Origin of the sequence: Corynebacterium sp. KPL2861, assembly GCF_040225475.1 — a bacterium.
Lineage (GTDB): Bacteria > Actinomycetota > Actinomycetes > Mycobacteriales > Mycobacteriaceae > Corynebacterium.
Map to the genome: position 1 here is coordinate 55,289 of NZ_JBEHFW010000003.1, position 18,465 is coordinate 73,753.

15 protein-coding genes are annotated in these 18,465 nt (G+C 59.2%); 10 read left to right on the top strand and 5 right to left on the bottom strand.

What is annotated here, in order from left to right:
* Window positions 1-284 precede the first annotated feature (284 nt).
* From ileS to ABRP84_RS03100, 3 genes are all read left to right on the top strand, one after another.
* Window positions 285-3,449 (top strand): isoleucine--tRNA ligase, encoded by a 3,165-nt coding sequence (gene ileS / locus ABRP84_RS03090; protein WP_349852683.1) that lies wholly within the window; start codon window positions 285-287, stop codon window positions 3,447-3,449.
* Between the two features lie 168 nt (window positions 3,450-3,617).
* Window positions 3,618-5,228 carry a xylulokinase gene (locus ABRP84_RS03095; protein WP_349852684.1) on the top strand — a complete coding sequence of 537 codons (1,611 nt, stop codon included), beginning with the start codon at window positions 3,618-3,620 and terminating at the stop codon, window positions 5,226-5,228.
* 20 nt (window positions 5,229-5,248) lie between these two features.
* Window positions 5,249-5,962, top strand: coding sequence for an L-ribulose-5-phosphate 4-epimerase (locus ABRP84_RS03100; protein ID WP_023023045.1), 714 nt, complete (start codon window positions 5,249-5,251; stop codon window positions 5,960-5,962).
* A gap of 16 nt (window positions 5,963-5,978) precedes the next feature.
* Here the strand turns inward: ABRP84_RS03100 and ABRP84_RS03105 are convergent, their stop codons facing one another.
* Window positions 5,979-6,983: a zinc-dependent alcohol dehydrogenase gene (locus ABRP84_RS03105; RefSeq protein WP_023023043.1), complete on the bottom strand. Its 1,005-nt coding sequence runs from the start codon at window positions 6,981-6,983 to the stop codon at window positions 5,979-5,981.
* A gap of 1,227 nt (window positions 6,984-8,210) precedes the next feature.
* Here ABRP84_RS03105 and ABRP84_RS03110 point away from each other — a divergent pair.
* Together ABRP84_RS03110 and ABRP84_RS03115 are read left to right on the top strand one after the other, a co-directional pair.
* Window positions 8,211-8,459 carry a hypothetical protein gene (locus tag ABRP84_RS03110; RefSeq protein WP_349852685.1) on the top strand — a complete coding sequence of 83 codons (249 nt, stop codon included), beginning with the start codon at window positions 8,211-8,213 and terminating at the stop codon, window positions 8,457-8,459.
* A gap of 570 nt (window positions 8,460-9,029) precedes the next feature.
* Entirely contained in the window at window positions 9,030-10,388 is a 1,359-nt protein-coding gene (locus ABRP84_RS03115) for a hypothetical protein (protein ID WP_349852686.1), read from the top strand.
* A 139-nt stretch (window positions 10,389-10,527) separates the two neighbouring features.
* On the opposite strand, the gene ABRP84_RS03120 is transcribed toward ABRP84_RS03115, so the two are convergent.
* Together ABRP84_RS03120 and ABRP84_RS03125 are read right to left on the bottom strand one after the other, a co-directional pair.
* Window positions 10,528-11,760 carry an MFS transporter gene (locus tag ABRP84_RS03120; RefSeq protein ID WP_349852687.1) on the bottom strand — a complete coding sequence of 411 codons (1,233 nt, stop codon included), beginning with the start codon at window positions 11,758-11,760 and terminating at the stop codon, window positions 10,528-10,530.
* Window positions 11,757-12,401 carry a GntR family transcriptional regulator gene (locus ABRP84_RS03125; protein ID WP_034659114.1) on the bottom strand — a complete coding sequence of 215 codons (645 nt, stop codon included), beginning with the start codon at window positions 12,399-12,401 and terminating at the stop codon, window positions 11,757-11,759. The genes ABRP84_RS03120 and ABRP84_RS03125 overlap by 4 nt, the downstream gene beginning before the upstream one ends.
* A 79-nt stretch (window positions 12,402-12,480) precedes the next feature.
* Here ABRP84_RS03125 and ABRP84_RS03130 point away from each other — a divergent pair, with 79 nt between their 5' ends.
* Window positions 12,481-13,866 (top strand): DNA polymerase IV, encoded by a 1,386-nt coding sequence (locus ABRP84_RS03130; protein ID WP_349852688.1) that lies wholly within the window; start codon window positions 12,481-12,483, stop codon window positions 13,864-13,866.
* Here the strand turns inward: ABRP84_RS03130 and ABRP84_RS03135 are convergent.
* Entirely contained in the window at window positions 13,863-14,777 is a 915-nt protein-coding gene (locus ABRP84_RS03135; protein ID WP_349852689.1) for an asparaginase, read from the bottom strand. The genes ABRP84_RS03130 and ABRP84_RS03135 overlap by 4 nt on opposite strands.
* Window positions 14,778-14,884: 107 nt before the next feature.
* On the opposite strand from ABRP84_RS03135, the gene ABRP84_RS03140 reads away from it, so the two are divergent.
* The gene (locus tag ABRP84_RS03140; RefSeq protein WP_284771391.1) at window positions 14,885-15,520 is read left to right on the top strand and encodes a WKL family lipoprotein; all 636 of its coding nucleotides are present in this window, start codon (window positions 14,885-14,887) and stop codon (window positions 15,518-15,520) included.
* 2 nt (window positions 15,521-15,522) lie between these two features.
* On the opposite strand, the gene ABRP84_RS03145 is transcribed toward ABRP84_RS03140, so the two are convergent.
* Window positions 15,523-16,467, bottom strand: a complete 945-nt coding sequence (locus tag ABRP84_RS03145) for a hypothetical protein (RefSeq protein ID WP_023023025.1) — start codon at window positions 16,465-16,467, stop codon at window positions 15,523-15,525.
* Window positions 16,468-16,499: 32 nt separating this feature from the next.
* Here ABRP84_RS03145 and lspA point away from each other — a divergent pair, with 32 nt between their 5' ends.
* The 3 genes from lspA to ABRP84_RS03160 are packed head-to-tail and all read left to right on the top strand — an operon-like array spanning window position 16,500 to window position 18,455.
* Complete coding sequence (gene lspA / locus ABRP84_RS03150) at window positions 16,500-17,000, top strand: signal peptidase II (RefSeq protein ID WP_349852690.1); 501 nt, start codon at window positions 16,500-16,502, stop codon at window positions 16,998-17,000.
* Window positions 16,993-17,919, top strand: coding sequence for an RluA family pseudouridine synthase (locus ABRP84_RS03155; protein WP_023023021.1), 927 nt, complete (start codon window positions 16,993-16,995; stop codon window positions 17,917-17,919). Before lspA ends, ABRP84_RS03155 begins: the two co-directional genes overlap by 8 nt.
* Complete coding sequence (locus tag ABRP84_RS03160) at window positions 17,916-18,455, top strand: hypothetical protein (RefSeq protein WP_349852691.1); 540 nt, start codon at window positions 17,916-17,918, stop codon at window positions 18,453-18,455. Before ABRP84_RS03155 ends, ABRP84_RS03160 begins: the two co-directional genes overlap by 4 nt.
* The last annotated feature ends 10 nt before the right edge of the window (window positions 18,456-18,465 follow it).

Consider the following 18,465-nt stretch of genomic DNA (forward strand, 5'->3'; position numbering starts at 1 on the left):
TTCATAATCTATGGCTGCACGCAACCGCGTACAACAGTAAATTTTCTACCTGTGGATAACTTTTGTGCACAGCGTTCTTGTGGCGCTATACTGGCGGGCACATGCGATGATCCGGCCATCACCGGGGGAGCAATTCAGAAGAACGGCCAGAAGGCTCAGTAGAACTGAACGGGTGGGACCGTTATCTCCTTCACCGAAACGAAGCGGAGCTTTTTAGCTCAAGCAGGGTGGTACCGCGAGCCATTGGCCCGTCCCTGCATCAAGTTACAGCGTGAAGGAAGATAATGGTGAAAAAGATTTATCCCAAGGTCGATATGACCGGCGGCTCGAGCCGTTTCCCGGATATGGAAGAAGAAGTCCAGAAGTACTGGAAGCAGGACGATACGTTCCAGGCTTCTTTGGAAAAGACCAAGGACTGCCCCGAATACATCTTTTATGATGGCCCTCCCTTTGCCAATGGCCTGCCGCACTACGGCCACCTGCTGACCGGTTACGTCAAGGATATCGTGCCGCGCTATCGCACGATGGCCGGAAATTACGTCCCCCGCGTCTTTGGCTGGGATACCCACGGCCTGCCAGCGGAGCTGGAGGCGGAAAAGCAGCTCGGGATCACCGATAAAGCCCAGATCGAGGACATGGGCCTGGACAAGTTCAACGAGTACTGCGCAAAGTCGGTGCTGGAATACACCGATGAGTGGGAAGATTACGTCAACCGCCAGGCGCGCTGGGTGGACTTTGATAATGGCTACAAGACCATGGATATCAACTTCATGGAATCGGTCATGTGGGCCTTCAAGGAGCTGTATGACAAGGGCCTGATCTACAAGGGTTTCCGCGTTTTGCCGTATTCCTGGGCGGAGCACACCTCCTTGTCCAACCAGGAAACGCGCTTGGATGATTCCTATAAGATGCGCCAGGACCCGACATTGACGGTGACCTTCCCGGTCGCGGGCGCTCGCGAGGGCACCGCGGCGGAGAAGACGCTGGCGGATTACCCCGCGCTTGCCGATGCCTCCTTCCTCGCCTGGACCACCACCCCCTGGACCCTGCCGTCCAACGAGGCGCTGGCGGTTCACCCGGAGGTCTCCTATGCACTGTTTAAGGCCACCGACGGCGAATTCGCCGGCCGCACGTTCATCATGGCTGAAAACCTGCTGGGTACCCTGGAAAAGGAGCTGGGTGAGGCGGAGGTGCTGGGCACCTTCACCGGCGCGCAGCTTGAGGGCTTTAAGTACGAGCCGATCTTCGGATTTTTCCCAGACCTGCGCAATGCCTACCAGGTACTGTTGGCGGACTACGTCACCACCGAAGACGGTACAGGTGTTGTCCACCAGTCGCCCGCCTTTGGTGAAGACGATATGAATACCACCAACGAGTACGACATCGAGTTGGTGGTCCCAGTGGATGAGGACGGTAAGTTCACCTCCCAGGTCCCGCCGTACGAGGGCCAGCTGGTCTTCGATGCGAATAAATCCATCATCAAAGACCTCAAGGCCGCTGGGCGAGTGGTGCGCCACGTGACCATCGAGCACTCCTACCCACACTCTTGGCGCTCGGGCGAGCCGCTTATCTACATGGCGCTGCCCGCTTGGTTTGTGAAGGTCACCGAATTCCGTGATCGCATGGTGGAGCTCAACCACAACGAGATCGAGTGGTTGCCAGGGCACATCCGCGATGGCCAATTTGGCAAGTGGCTGGAAGGTGCCCGCGACTGGAATATCTCGCGCACCCGCTACTGGGGCGCGCCCATCCCGGTGTGGATGTCCGATAATGACGAGTACCCGCGCATGGACGTCTACGGCTCTTTGGATGAGCTGGAGAGGGACTTCGGCAAGCGCCCGGAGTCGCTGCACCGCCCGCACATCGATGAGCTGACCCGCCCCAACCCGGACGATCCCACCGGTAAGTCCACCATGCGCCGCGTGCCGGACGTGCTGGACTGCTGGTTCGAATCCGGTTCCATGCCGTTTGCGCAAAAGCACTACCCGTTTGAAAACAAGGAGTGGTTTGAAACTCACTCGCCGGCGGACTTCATCGTGGAGTACTCCGGGCAAACCCGCGGCTGGTTCTACCTGCTGCACGTGCTGTCCACCGCGCTCTTTGACCGCCCAGCGTTCAAGAAGGTCGTGGCCCACGGTATCGTCTTGGGCAACGACGGGCTTAAGATGTCCAAGTCCAAGGGTAACTACCCGGACGTCAACGAGGTCTTTGACCGCGACGGTTCCGATGCCATGCGCTGGTTCCTGATGTCCTCGCCCATTCTGCGCGGCGGCAACCTCATCGTCACCGAGCAGGGCATCCGCGAAGGCGTGCGCCAGGCGCTGCTCCCCATCTGGAATGCGTACACCTTCCTGCAGCTCTACGCCGAGCAGGACGCCAAGTTCGATACGAGTTCCACGCACGTGCTCGACCGCTACATCCTGGCTAAGACCCACGACCTTGTGGCGAATGTCGATGCCGCTCTGGCGGGGACCGATATCGCCACCGCTACCGAAGAGGTTCGCCTTTTCGCCGATGTGCTGACCAACTGGTACGTCCGTCGCTCCCGCGATCGCTTCTGGGGTGGCGAGGACTCCAACCCAGAGGCCTTCAACACCCTCTACACCGTTTTGGAGACCACTACGCGCGTGGTTGCCCCGCTGTTGCCGCACGTCGCCGAGGTCATCTACCGCGGCCTGACCGGTGAGCGCTCTGTGCACTTGGCGGACTTCCCGAAGGCCGAGGACTACCCCGCGGATGCGGACCTGGTGTCTGCCATGGACGCCACCCGCGCGGTGGCATCGGCTGCGTCCTCGGTGCGCAAGGCCAATAAGCTGCGCAACCGCCTGCCGCTGCCAAAGCTCACCGTGGCCTTCGCGGGCTCGCAGAGCCTGGCGGACTTCGCCGATATTATCCGCGACGAGGTCAACGTCAAAGAGGTTGAGCTTACTGATGATGTCGATTCCGTCGGCACCTTCCAGGTGGTCTGCAACGCCAAGGTTGCCGGCCCGCGCTTGGGCAAGGATGTCCAGCGCGCCATCAAGAACCTCAAGGCGGGCAACTACGAGCGCCGCGGCGATGAGGTCGTGGTAGACGGTGACATCGTTTTGAGTCCTGAGGAATACACCGAGCGTTTGCAAGCTGCGAACCCAGACTCCACCGCCCGCATCGAGGGCTTGGATGGCCTCGTCGTCCTGGATACCGAGGTCACCGAAGAGCTCGAGGCCGAAGGCTGGGCCGCCGATGTTATCCGCGGCCTGCAGGATGCCCGCAAGAACTCCGGCTTCGACGTATCTGACCGCATCTCCGTGGTCCTTTCCGTGCCCGAAGATAAGAAGGAGTGGGCGCAGCGCCACGCTGAGACCATCGCGGGCGAGGTGCTGGCAACGGAGTTCTCCGTGGTCACCGAGCCGCTTGCCGATGCCCACGATATCCTCATCGGAGTCACCGCCACCGTAGCCAAGAACTAAGAGCGTATAGCGCCAACCTGAAGCGGCCCGGCCGGATGCTATCTACAGCGTTCGGCCGGGCCGCTGCTTTTATCAGGGTTGCGCTGCATTTTCCTCTAAGCTCCGGAAGGATAGAAGGAATAGGGGAGTAGACTGGCGGCCGAATTCCCCGACGTGAGGAAGGTAGCCGTGACAGAGAGCGATTCTTTAATGCCCGCAGAAATTGTCCGCAGCGGCCGAGGAGTACTCGGCATTGAAGTCGGCTCGACGCGTATTAAAGCGTGCCTCATCGACAGCTCCGGACGGGTCATCGCAACCGGTTCTCATCGCTGGGAAAGCGACTATGTAGATGGCCACTGGAGCTACGCACTAGATGATGTGTGGGATGGTCTGCGTGCCGCCTACGCTGATTTGAACGCAGAGATACGTGAGCTCACGGGGGAAAGGCTCACCCGGCTAGCAGCTATTGGCATATCTGGGATGATGCATGGCTACTTGGCTTTCAATAAGTCCGCTGAACAGCTCGTGCCCTTTCGCACTTGGCGCGATACCTATACGGGCGAAGCCGCGAAGAAACTATCGGAACTCTTCGACGTTAATATTCCAATGCGCTGGTCCGTCGCCCATTTCTATCAGGCTTTGCTGGACGGCGAGCCACACATTGGCGACGTCGATTTTCTGACAACCTTGTCCGGCTATATCCACTGGCAGTTAACGGGTAAGAAAGTTCTCGGCGTGGGGGATGCCTCTGGCATGTTTCCTATTGACCCTCAAACGGCGTCCTACGATGAGGCGGCGCTCGCGAAAATCCGCGGAGAAATTGGGCGAGACTTCGCAGAGTTATTGCCCGAGTCCTTGTCTGCGGGCGCGGACGCGGGTGCCCTTGAGCACCCAGAACTCCTGGATCCCAGCGGAGCGCTGCAGGCCGGCGCGGTGGCATGCCCGCCTGAAGGCGATGCTGGAACGGGCATGGTGGCCACGAATACCGTCAGCATCAATACGGGCAACGTGAGCGTGGGTACCTCGATTTTTGCAATGCTTGTTCACCAAAAGCCCTTGAGTAAGTCCTATCCCGAAATTGACCCGGTGACCACACCGACGGGTCTGCCAGTGTCGATGGTGCACTGTAATAACGGCGCGCAGGAAATTTCGGATTGGATCTCGCTGTTTAGCGATGTAGCAGTGGCGTTCGGCACCAAGAACATTGACCACATCGACGATGTATATACGGCCATTTTGACCGAGGCATTACGCGGTGAACCGGATGCCGGCGGGGTAGTGGTCTATCCCTACCGGGCCGGTGAACCGATTGCGGGTTTGATTGAAGGGCGTCCCATGGTGGCGCGGACACCCGATGCGAATTTCTCCCTTGCTAACCTCATGCGCGCCAACCTGTATAGCGTCTTTGCATCGCTGGCGCTGGGTATGCGCTTGCTAGAGCAGGAAGGTATTTCCGTGGACGTCGTCCAAGCTCACGGTGGGATTTTCCGCACGGTTGGCGTAGCGCAGCGCTTCCTGGCAGCCGCGTTGAAAACACCAGTGGCCGTGGCGCAGTCCGCTAGCGAAGGTGGTGCCTGGGGAATCGCGTTGCTGGCGAACTACATGGGCTCGGATAAAGACTTTGCGGATTACCTCAACGATGAGATTGCCAGCAGCAATAATACTGGGCGCGTCCGTCAGCCCGATCCGCGCGATGTCGCGGGCTTTGCTACCTACCTCGAGCGATTCATAGAGGGATTGTCCATGCAAGAAGGCGCAGTTTCAGCGTTGCCTACCTCCGTATCTCAAGAAGAAGACTAAGGCACTAGGGAAAGGCCACAATGGTTCAGCATCTATCTGAGTATCGCCCAGAAATCCAACAAGCGGTGTCTAAGACCCGCCAGCGCGTCAGCGACCTTCACGCCGAACTGCCGCGGTGGGGCCTTGTGTCGTGGACTGCAGGCAATGTCTCTGAACGCATTGTCGTCGATGCCTCCGGTACTCCGAGCACACAGGATCTTTTCGTCATCAAGCCCTCTGGCGTGCGCTACGAGGAGCTAAGCCCAGAATCGATGGTGCTCTGCGACTTAGAAGGCGTGCTTGTCGATGGCGCTTATGCTCCCTCCTCGGATACCGCCGCACATGCCTATGTGTATAAACATATGCCGGAGGTTGGCGGAATCGTCCACACCCACTCGAGCTACGCCACAGCGTGGGCCGCCCGCGGGGAAGAGATTCCATGCGTACTTACGATGATGGCCGATGAATTCGGCGGGCCAGTGCCCGTTGGACCCCTTGCGATCATCGGCGATGACTCCATCGGCCGGGGCATCGTGGAGACCTTGCGGGAGTCCCGTTCACCTGCCGTGTTGATGCAAAATCATGGTCCCTTCACCATCGGTGACGATGCTGAAAATGCCGTGAAAGCAGCCGTGATGGTTGAAGAAGTTGCGCGTACCGTGCACTTAGCCAAGGAGCTCGGCGGCCCTAAGCCCATCCCACAGGACATTATCGATAACCTCAATGACCGCTATCAGAATGAATACGGCCAATAAGGCTTCCGGCTGATATTCATTTATCCGTAATGAATATCTTGATGTGCTCTGGGCTCTTCATAGCCTCGAGCGCTTCTTCGTAGCGGTCAACTGGGAAAGTACCGGTGACTAGGCCATCGAGCTTGTCATAAAGGTGAGCCATCCGCTTGGCCGCAGCGGGGTACATATTAGCCAGGGACTGGGCCCCGATGAGCGAGATTTCCTTCTCGAATAGGTCGAGCGGGCGGAAATCTATCGTGGCATCTGGAGAAGGCACACCCATCTGGATTAAGCGGCCGCGCTTGCCGAGGATACGGATGGCATCAGCAATAGCACCTGCATTGCCGGATGCATCCAAGGTGAGGTCATAGGAATCCTGATCCAAATCTGCGGCTGAGTCCACTGCTTGGACGGCGCCCAGTTTCACAGCTTGCGCGCGCCGGGCCGGGTTGGGTTCAACAACAGAGACGCTTGCTGCGCCCTCATCCAATGCGACGACGAGCGCCACCAAGCCGATGGAACCGGCACCGAAGATGACCATATCCTGGTCTTTCCAATCAGGCGCGAGGTCCAATGCGTGTAAAACGCAAGATAGCGGTTCGGTCAGCGGTGCAACATGGTGAGGAATTTCTGTGGAGAGCTTGTAGACGAATTTGGCCGGCATGGCGATGAATTCCGCACAGGAACCATCCTGCATAATGCCGGCGGGTGAGATGTGCTCGCACAGATTCGTTGCGTTTTGCTTGCACCAGGTGCACTCGCCGCACGTCACGTTGGGGTTAGCGCCAACGTAGTCACCGACGGAAAAATCGGTGACCTCTGCGCCGACCTCCGTGATGTAGCCCGCCATTTCGTGCCCCAGAATGAGTGGGTAGTTGCCGATGACATAGTCACCTCTTACTAAGTGCAGGTCAGTGCCACAGATACCGGTGCCCACCGGTTCGATGATTACCTCGTTGGCTTTTGCGTGGGGAACAGGGACGTCTTGGATTTCAATATCGCCGTGACCAGTGGTAACAACGGCGCGCATGGTATCGGTCATGGGGTATGGCTCCTCTCCGGCGCAGATTGGGCTACGCCGGTACCTGGAATTATCCAGTTGTAGGGTGGGAAGAACTTAGTCTCGAGATGTGTTACCTACGATGTTAAGCGTATCACTTGGACTTGAAGATTTAAGGCAAATAAAATTTTAAAGATAGTGATAGCTACATCATAAAATGACTGGCTAAGCCTCACTTCCTCGTAGTGAGCCAGGCGAGCGAAGTCTCATCATGCGTAATGGCCAAAAGTGCGAGGAACATACACCGTAAAGGGGTTTGTCATTCAAATGGTTTACGCATGATCTGATGTACAGGTTGAAAACGCTAAGAGCACGGGAAGTATCGTGCTCTTAGCGTTTTCTGTGGATTGTTCTATCTCTCTATTGGCACTGACAGTGAAGGCGCATTATTGCGCTTATAGCCTGAAGTCCTCACTAACGCCTTGAAAGGTTCGTATGAAATTCAGTAAACGTATTGTCGCTTCTGCAGCTCTGCCTGTATCTCTCGTTGCTCCGGCCGTCACTCTAGTCGCTGGAGCTGCTGACGGTGAAGCTTGCTTTTAAAACTGTGAAACAGGCACTGTTGATCGATCCAAACTCAGGAATGCGGGCGGATTTGCAGTAGTCGAATACCTGCAAAAGCACTGCGGCATGACCCCAGGTGAGATCTAAAAGTTGAGCCTTCGAAGAGCTGAAGGAAGTAGTTCAACGGCCAAATGATGACGAGGGTAATCCGACTTTCACTGAGTTGGAATTTCTAAGGTATCAAAAACCAATCTCGCGCCTCCCTCCCCAATCTTGGCGTATCTGGACACGTCAGATAACCGGGCAGGTATTGTGCCGCAGGAGAATGGGGACCTTATTGGAGCTGCAAGGGTCTCCTGCGGAGGTTTCGGGTGATGTGAACGGCATCCAGCTCGGGGCAAGATGATCACCGGTAAAGTGGGCCTAAATTCAGGGCAGAAAGTTGAATGCGCGGTAACTTTCTAGGCAAGGACCCAGTGAAGACTCTTGTTGGACCGTTGCAAGGTGATGAGACTCAGGACATTCCGTTTCAAATTGGCGTTTCAGAAGGCGTTAACTAAAGACCGGTGATGAGGGATTGGTCACCGCAGTGCCGAACTTTTCAGTCTTCAAGACTGGGAAAGGAAACGGCAAAATCGTTGTTGTGAAGGCCACCGAGGAGGCTGGGGCCAAGAGCAAGATCCTGACAATGCCAAGGACTCTAATGTGCCTGAGGTGTTGCCGCAGCCTGAGTGCCCAGAGCAGCCGACCGAAACTGGGGGCAATGAGCCTTCGGTTGAGTCGTCTGAGGTTGAGCAGTCCGAGTCTGCGGGTAAGCCGACCTTGGAACCGAAGCCGGGAGACACTCCGGGCAACGGCACTGGCGACAAACTGACAAAGCCGACGGTTACGAGCAACGATGGTGCCTCTGATGGCGTAGAAGTTGGCTCTAAATTTGGCACGGTTTTGGTGTAATTGATGGCCTCGGTGGCTTGGTTGCTCTGGTTGTAGGTGCTACCCCACTGAATGAACCAGAACCACGATGTCGCTCACTTGCTGCAGCCACTCTGTGACTTTTTGGCATCGTTCAACATCAAGTTCTAATCGCGCCCGGTAGCGCGGAATTGCGGGACAGAAATTCCGATTGCTTTTCGGTGTAGAGACGGAAACCGGAGCCCTCTTTTTCGGAGGTACTCCGGCTCCTCTTGGCTAATAGGGGTAGAGAAGTGGACTTTGGTTGTTTTGCTTCAGTCTCGTGCTACCTCATGTATCCCGTGACCGCCCCCTATTGAGCGGGGCTCGCTACTGGTAATCGTTTCGCTGCACTACAGGTGCAGCTATTAAGTGATCTCGCACACTCTTTGGCGGAGGTGCTATTGGATGGAAAACCAATATGGTTTACTAATCCTGCGTTTAAAAACGTAAATAGCACGATAAAAGGCGTGCAATCCGACTGACTACGGGGTTCGCTTATGCCTTCGAATTATTGAAAGCGCGACTTTGTAAATAGAACCCGTAGCTTGTAGTTCCCCTTGGAAGGTTCGTATGAAACTCAATAAGCGTGTTCTCGCTTCTGCAGCTATCTCTGCATCTCTCGTGGCTACCGCAGTTACCCCAGTTGCTTGGGCTACTGGTGAGCATCTTAACTGCGCACAGAACTTCCGAGCCGGCGTCGATTTTGATGCTGGCATCAATGCCAACGTTGCGGAGCATCTGCAGCGTAACTGCAAGTTGAGTGTGGGTCAGATCACTGAGCTAAGTGTTGACGAAATGACGCAGACAGCTAGGGAACTCTTGGGGAAAGACAACACGCCTCTTTATTCTGAAGAAGAGTTGAAGCGTTTGTCACATTCTGAGGTTGTCAGGGAAGCGCGGAACAATGGCATTTCTTCCGACGATGATGGCAAGGGTCCTGCTGAAGGCGGACAGCAGTCAGAGGCTCCTCTAATGGTGAATGATGTCAAAGCAGGGGACAGGGAAATCACTGGCTCGGTGATTTTGCTCCCAGGTCAAAAGAAGACAGTTCAAGTTACTTTCCCAAACTTCAGGGCATTAACTACGGACCTACATCTTAAGGAAAACTCTGCTGAGGAGGGTGGAGCCTCTAATGGTAAAACTGTCACCTTTAAATTCGACGTTCCTGAAGGGATTAACCTAAAGGCAGGTGAAACACTACTCTTTAGTTCGCTATATGATTCCTTGGCTCCGGACGATAGTAAGAGCAAAGCCATGCCAGTAGTTGTAAAACCTGCGGATGTGGCCGAGGAGGAGGGCCCAGATTCTGGGGACTCTGAAGGCGAATTCCCGTTCGCTGTTTCCGCGGAAGTAAATGACATCAAGGCAGGAGACAAAAAGGTTACCGGTAAGGTTCGTTTGTACCCAGGCCAAGAGGTGGAAATTGAGGCTTATTTCCCCGGCGGAAGGATTCAGACAACCGTCGTGAAGCTAGAGAAAAAGTCTGCACAGAAGGGCCAAGTTCCTGAAGGTGAGTTTGTCCCGTTTGAAATCGATGTACCTGCAGACGTCAAGTTAATGGCAGGTGACAAGGTATCCGTTTCTCCGATCCCTCATGTCACGGATCCGAAAACCGGTGAAAGCAACAGCGTGGAGCTCATCGTGAAGGCTGCTGATAAGAGCAGCGAGTCGCAACCCGAGCAGACCCCTGGTGACGGTAATGGTAAGGAGGGCGGCAGCGGTTCCACAAAGCCGGCACAGCCATCGGTTCCGGGCGCTGAAGGTACCCCTGGTGCTGGAGAGAGCAGCTCTAAATTCGGCAAGGTCTTTGAAGCTATTCCTGGTCTGGCTGCTTTGGTTGAAGGTGTTGCTAAGTTCTTCAACAAGAACTCAGGCCTCGCTCGAATCTTGCAACCACTGCGTAACTTCTTCTCGCTGTTCAAGTTCTAATCTCGCCCCAATTAGCGGATGAGCGGATTAGTGCGGGCTTGAGGCTCGGACTTGGCTACCGGCAGTGATTAAACCGGAGCCCTCCATGAGGGGGTGCTCCGGTTTCTGTGTTTTCTGGTGAAATTTTACGGGACTTGGCCTAGCGCACCGGGCCGGGCAGGTGGGCGCGCCAGCCGTGAATCACGTTGATGAGGCAGCACATGGCGAGCAGGGAGCCGATGAGGAATAGCGCAGTGAAGCCAATGTAGGGTGCGAGAGCGCTAAAGGCCATGGGGATAAAGAAGCCGGTATAGGACACGGAATAGAACACGGCGGTAAGGCCAGCGAGGTCATCTTTTCCGGCGATGCGCTGGACCTCGGAAAGGCCGGCGACAAGTGCTAGGCCGTAGCCGGCGCCCATGACGGTGGCGCTGGTGATGCCGAGCGGGAGGGAGAGCGTGCGCGCGGCGATGGCGCCGAAAATGGTGCCGACGGTAATGACGGCCATGGCAACGGCGGAGGCCCGGGCGGAGCGGTGGGTGTCAATGACCTTGCCAAACATTTGGATGCCAACCCCGCAGCCCAGCGTAATGACGGTCATGAGGCCGGAAAAGGCGATGGGGGCATCGCCGGCGGAATCGGAAAGCAGCTGCGGCAAGAGGGCATAGGCCGCACCCGCGCAGCCGAATACCCAGGGGGCGACGGGAAGGACGATGCGGGAAAAGCGGCGGTGTGCAGCGGATGGAATGTGCAGCATGTGCAGCATATCGCGGATGCTTAAGTCCAAGAATGTGTCTTTGACGGTCTCGCCGCGGGGTGGACGGGTTTCGGGGGTTTTCAGTAGCCAGACCGCGGTGACGACGGTGAGCAGGATGTGCAGGACATAGGCCAGGTGAGTAGGCCACGGGCCCCATTGCGCCAGTACCGAGGCCAGGGCGGCGCCGATGAGGAAGCCCAGGGTAAGGCACATCGATGCCTTTCGGGGGCCTGCGGCCGGGTCACCGCCGGAACGGGTGATGAGCTCGGAAATCCAGGTGGATCCGACCGCCATAACGATGCCTAGGGCGAGGCCGCACAGTACGCGGCCGGCGGCAATGATGAGGGGCTCTTCGGGAGCGATGGACAGCAGGAAGGATCCGGCCAGGGAGAGCGGTGCGGCGGGCAGCATCGTGGGGCGGCGGCCGATATAGTCCGAGAGCGGCCCGGAGATGAGCAGTGCGGGCACGATGCCGATGACGTAGGCCGCTAGGAGGCCATTGACGGTGACTTGTGAGAAGTGGGATTGCTCGCGGTACATCACGAGCAGGGGAGTAAATTCATTGCCGCCCCAGGCAACGGCCACCATGCTGCCTGCGACGGGTAGCCAATCGCGATTGGCGGTGTCTTGACTCATAGTTGATCCTTCGAATTTTTCAGGTGCGAGCGGAGTGCGGAGAGATAGTCGGGCAGGTTAGCGGTGAGGAGGGCATCGGCAAGCGTGCGGTGCTGGTCGACGAAAGCGCGGGCCCGCGCTACATTGCGCCCGATGGCGGTGGCGGTAAAGCGCTGCTGGCGCTCGCGCAGCTGGTGGCCAACATTGGCCAGCAGGCTATTGCCGGCGCTATCCATGATGATTTGGTGGAATTGAGCATCTAGGCGCGTGTATTCGCGAAGGTCTTCGGCGTCCAGCGCGGCGTCTTGGGCCGCGATGTTTTCTTGCAGGCGCTTGGCGATGCCCCCGCGTTCTTCCTCGCCCAGCTGGCAGATCTTCTCGGCACTGTGGGCATCGACAAGCAGGCGTGCCTCATAGACCTCGCGGATTTCTTGGGGACTAATCGGTACTACCAGCGCGCCGCGCTTGGGGTAAAGCTGCAAAAAGCCCTCGAGCTCTAGGCGCAGGAAAGCCTCGTGGGCCGGGGTGCGGCTGACTCCTACCTCGGCCGCGAGTGCGGCCTCTGACAGCATCTGCGAGGAATCGATGGTGCCGTCGATGATCCTTTCTTTGACTAATTCATAAACCCGCTCCGCGGCAGGCTGCATGCTTGTATCGCTCATGCATACATCTTGCATACAAGTTAGTTTAAACGTCAACCTATTCCCAATTCTGGGGTTAGAGTGTCTTAGACTGGAAGGCATGCAGCGTTGGGTCTTACACATCGATATGGATGCGTTTTTTGCCTCCGTCGAGCAATTGACCCGACCGACTTTGCAAGGCCGGCCGGTGCTCGTCGGTGGGGTCGGCGGCCGCGGGGTCGTCGCCGGCGCGTCCTATGAGGCTCGCGAATACGGCGCGCACTCGGCGATGCCGATGTATCGCGCCCAGCAGTTGGTGGGCCTGCGCGCGGTGGTGGTCAGCCCGCGCCGGGCGGTGTATTCGGCGGCCTCGCGCCGGGTATTTGAGATCATCTCCCAGCACGTGGAGGTGATCGAGCAGCTATCCATCGATGAGGCCTTTATGGAGCCAGAGGCATTGGTGGGTGCGACGGCGGACGAGGTGCAACAGTGGGCGGATGGCCTGCGCGCGCTCATCCGTGAGGAAACAGGCCTGCCGTGTTCCATTGGCGCGGGCTCCGGCAAGCAATTTGCCAAGATCGGCTCCGGTGAAGCCAAGCCAGATGGCACCTATGTCATCCCGGCGGAAAAGCAGCTGGAGATGCTGCATCCGCTCGCGGTGGGAAAGCTGTGGGGCGTGGGTCCGGTCACGGAGGCCAAACTCAAGGGCATCGGGGTGGAGACCATCGGCGCGCTGGCCGCCATGACCCAAAAGGAGGTGGAAATCTCCATCGGCAGCGTCGTCGGCGTGCAGCTGTGGCAGCTGGCGCAGGGCATCGACGATAGGGAGGTGGCCCCGCGCGCTATTTCCAAACAGATTTCCACGGAGCACACCTATCCCAAGGACCTGCTCACGGTTGCCGATGTCGATGCGGCAATTACCCGCGCGGCCGAGGGCGCGCACCGCCGCCTGCTTAAAGATGGCCGCGGGGCGCGCACGGTGACGGTAAAGCTGCGGATGGCAGACTTCCATATCGAATCGCGCTCGACCACCCTGGCCTATGCCACCGATGACCTGGAGGTATTGACGGCAGCCGCCTTCAAGCTGGCGCGCTACCCGGATGAATTGGGCCCCATCCGCTTGGTGGGGGTGAGCTATTCCGGGCTGGAAGCCGCGCGCCAAGACGTGCTATTTCCGGAGCTCGACCGCGAAATCGTGCGGCCCGTGCTGCCGGATAGTGACTATGAAACGGGCGTGAGCGATGACTCCCCGCCACCGGCGCCGACCACCGTGGTGGTCGAAGACGATGTGGAGGATCAATGGCACGCCACCCAAGACGTCTACCACCCGGAATTCGGCCACGGTTGGATCCAAGGCACCGGGCACGGGGTGGTCAGCGTGCGTTTTGAAACCCGCGCCACCGGACCCGGCCGCACGAAATCCTTTGCCGCCAGTGACCCAGATTTGGTGCCGGCCGATCCGCTCGATTCCTTAGACTGGCAGGACTGGCTGGAAACCCAAGACTAGATCGCAACGTAGCGCTTGGGGTCAGGGTTCTGCCGGAATACCTTGGCAGGGGCCGTGCCGGTGGCCAGCGCCGCGGCCAGCAAGATGCGCGCCTGGCTGGGGCGGAAGGCCCGCGCGTTGATCGCGCCCAAGCTATGCAGGTTCGCCCCGCCGCCGTCGCCGCCATAGGACAACCCGGTTACCCCGTACGGGGTGCGGGTGGAAATGACGACGGGGAGGCCGTCGCGGAGGGCATCGGCAACCGCGCGGCCCATGTCCCCACTCATATTGCCCGCGCCCATGGCCTCGACGACGAGGCCGGCGGCGGAAGCGCGGGCGGCATCGACAAGCGCGCGCCCCGCGCCGGGGTAGGCAGGGATGATTTCTACTGGGTGAGGCGCCAAGGGGCGCGGCCGCAGCCGCGGGGTGGCGTCCGGTATCCGCAGGGACTCGAAAGCGCGCAGGTCGAAGGTGTGTTGCTTGCGGGCCCCGCGCGCCGGGATGGTCATGCCGCCAAAACAGATGAAGACGCCGGGCTGTCCGCTGAGGGCGAGCTCGCGCGCATCGCGGAGATTGCGCGGGCCATCTGGGCGCGGGTGATCGTAGGAGCGCTGCGCGCCGGTGAGCACGATGGGCGTATCACCGGCGCAAAAAATCTCCAGCGCCATCGCCGTCTCTTCCATCGAATCGGTGCCATGGGTGATGATGACGCCGTCAATATCCGAGCGGGCCGTCTGCTCGTTGACCACAGCAATGAGCTCATCGAGGTCAGCGAGCGTAATAGAAGAGGAATCGAGCTGGCGAAATTCCACCACCTCGGCGTCGATACCGGCCGCGAGCTGCGCGCCGGTAACGGTGGGAACGAGGGAACCATCCCGCACCGTGGTGCAGGCAATTGTGCCGCCGGTGGCGATGAGGGCAAGATGAGTCATGCATCCCAGAATAAAAGAAGACGCGCCGAGGCGGCAGGCGCGGACCAGAAAAGCTGGGGCAAATGTAAACTGATGGGAGTTTATATCCCAGACGTGAGGAGTGAGAAGTGAAATTCCGCAAATTTGGTGCCGCGTGCCTCGCATTGAGCGCGGCGGCCGCCCTGTCCGCCTGCTCTTCTGATGACGAGCAAGAAGACACCACCAAGAACAGTGAATCCAGCGAATCCGCGTCCGCCGACGGCGACTCCGCGGCTCCCGCGCTGCCGTCCGCCGCTGATCTGAACGCCATCCTGGCAAAGGCTACGGATCCGGCGGCATCGCAGGAAGAAAAGACCGCCACGGTGGAAGGCGGCGAATCCGCCCCAGAGATCTTTGACACCATGGCGCGCTCCAAGGAAGAATCCGGCGCGGAGTTTGCGGTCGTGGATCCCGTCCTGCCCGGCTATGACCCGCAATCCGTGCTGACCACGGTGAATTTCACCACGGCCGATGGCCAGGAGCAGACGACGGACCAGGTGGAATTTATTTACCAGGACGACACTTGGAAACTATCGAAGACTTGGGCCTGCACGCTGATTCAAAACACGGTGCCGCCTGAGCAGGTACCGGAGATGTGTGCGGATGCTGGTGCGGGTGTCTTTTCGGATGATGAGGGTGACGGCGCCCCCGCCCAAGGCGATGCCCCCGCGGCCGGCGCAGAGCAGGCGCCCGCCGAGGCCCCCGTAGAGGCCCCCGCCGAGTAGCTCTACTCCGAAAAAGCCAACTCCGTCAGGCTTGATTGCACGACGCGCAGGTCTGAATCGGCGGTGCCGTAGGTTACCTTCGTATCGAAGGACACGTCACCGCCCACGGGGAGCGGCTTAGTCAGATCCACCGTGACGTTGCCCGAGGAATTAGTGGAAGAATCCAGCACGTCGAGTTCCTTATCCTCCAACTCCGTGCCCTCGGCTTGGCCCTCGAAGGATAAAGCGCCCAGGGTAGGGCGTTGTTCCACCTCGACGGATAGCGTGACGCGGTCACCATCGATGGACTTAACCGTATAGCGGGTCGTTTGCAAGAGCGTGGATTCTCCCGTTACGCGCGAATCCACCGTCCACGTCGCGCCGGTGCCCACCTCTTCCTCTGGGAAAACGATGGGCAGCGCGGTCAGCTTCATGATTGCTTGTTCGACGGTGCCGCGCGCCTCATCGCTCGCGTCCTGCGGGGCGGCCAAGCGCAGGGAATTCATCTGGCCATTATCTTGACCGCGCCAGCCAAATTGGAACCCGGAAGCAGAAGAGATATCGGTATCGCCGGAGTATTCCGGATCGCCTGCGGTGACAAACGCGTTGCGCGAGGCCGGCAATTGATCCTCGACGTCCTCGGTGGCTTTATCCACGGAAGCCGAAAGCGGCAGGGTAGTGGTCTCCTTATCCACATCGGCGGCCTGGAAATCGGCAGCGGCGGATTTATTCAGCAAGTCCTGCGAAAATCCCTCCGTGGCGCGGTAGGTTACCTCCTGCGAGGAGTCGATGTCGTGATATTCCAGCAATTTCTTCTCCCCGGTTCCGGACTCTTCGACGGTCAGGCGCGGGGCATCGATAGTCAGGCCGACGGGCTGTTCCACGGCGGGGCCGGGGGTCTCATAAGAACAGGCGCTTAGCGCTACGGCGACGGCGGAAAGGGTTGTAAAAACTTTGACTCGAAACACGCTTACCAAAATACCGGACGCTCCTGATTAGAATGATGTGGGTGAGCCAAAAACGAAGGAGTCAGACAGGTCTTATCGCCGCGGTGGTCATCGCCGTGGCGGTTGTGGATCAAGCCGTAAAACAACTCATGCTGACCGTCCTGACGGAGGGCGAGCCGCATTATGTCATTGGGGACTGGTTCAGGTTTAACCTGCTATTTAATCCGGGCGCGGCGTTTTCCATCGGTGGCGAGGGCTCGACTTGGCTGTTTACCACCATCCAATTGGCGTTCGTCTTAGGTGTCGCCATCGCCGCCCCGCGTATCCACAATACGGGCCAGGCGCTGGGGCTGGCACTCATTGCCGGTGGGGCATTGGGCAACTTTGCAGACCGCATCTTCCGCGACCCCGGCTTCTGGTTTGGGCACGTCGTGGACTACATCTCGGTCGGCTCGTTCGCGGTCTTTAATATCGCAGATGCGGCCATTACCTGCGGCGTAGTCATCTTCATCGGCGCCATGCTTTTAGCGGAACGGAGGGCGGAAAATGAATAGGCAATTGCGCAGTTTTCCCATTCCAGAAGGCCTAGAGGGCATGCGTGCCGATGCCGCGCTTGCCAAGCTCCTCGGCCTTTCCCGCTCGGCCACTGCCCAGCTGTGCGCAGAGGGCGGGGTCACCGTGGATTCGCAGGAGCTGGGGAAATCCGAGCGCCTAGCGTCCGGCCAGGTGGTCTCGGTGCTGCTCCCAGAGCCCGAAAAGCCCCTGCTGCCGCGCGAGGAGCTAGTAGAGGGCATGGACGTTTTATATAGCGACGCCGATATCATCTGCGTGCACAAACCCGTGGGCGTCGCCGCGCACCCAAGCGTGGGCTGGGATGGGCCGACGGTCATCGGCGGGCTGCGCGCGGCAGGATATAACGTGGCCTCGCTAGGACCTACCGAGCGGCAGGGCATTGTCCACCGCCTAGACGTGGGCACCTCCGGGGTCATGGTCGTGGCCTCCTCAGGGCGCGCCTATTCGGCGCTCAAGCAGGCATTTAAGTACCGGACCGTGAAAAAGACCTATCACGCGGTGGTCCAGGGCCTGCCCGATCCGATCGAGGGCACCATCGATGCGCCCATCGGCAGGCACCCGAAGTCGGGCTGGAAATTCGCCGTGCTTGACGATGGCAAGGCCGCGGTCACCCACTACCGCCTCATCGAGGCCTTTCGCGAGGCCAGCCTCATCGAGGTGCACTTGGAAACCGGCCGCACCCACCAGATCCGCGTCCACATGTCCGCCACCGGGCATCCCTGCGTCGGCGATCCCATGTACGGCTCGAATCCGCAGCTTTCTGCCCGCCTGGGCTTGGAGCGCCAGTGGCTGCATGCGGTGCAGCTAGGCTTTACCCACCCCGGCACCGGGAAGTGGTTCGAGGCCCGCGCGCCCTATCCCGATGACCTGCAGCATGCCCTGGAGCGACTGCAGGGATGAGGAAGTTTTATTGGCGGCGCCGCCTAGCGGCACTGGTGCTGGTGCTGGTGGCGGGCGTGGTGGCTCTGGTGCTTTTTGGCACGCTGGGCACGCAGGCATCCACGCGCGTGCAAGGCGATCAGCTGGGCCCGGACGGGGAATCGCGCGCGGAGTATATTGAGCGCGTCAAGTCCATGGACATCGATCCGGATGCCGCCACGTATGCGCTGGTCACCTTCGATACCGAGTTACCGCCTGTCGCCGTCGCTGCCGCGTTGACTGACGTTCCGCGCATGGATGCCATCCTTATGGGCTCGACCGCGCCCATTGCGGTACCGGAGCCGGTTGCCGGCGAGGATCGCGCTGCGGTGATTAACCATACGTTTGACCGCATCGGCGCCTCCTACGGCCAGCGCCCCAGCGCGGTGAGCGCCGTCGTGGTGTGGGGCACGGCAACCCAGCTTGCCGATGTCGCCTCCCTCCCCGCCGTCGCCGCCGTCGAGCCCGCGCCTGCCGATGCCGCCTGGGGTAGTTTCGCCGTGCGCCCACCCAGCTAAATTTGCCATC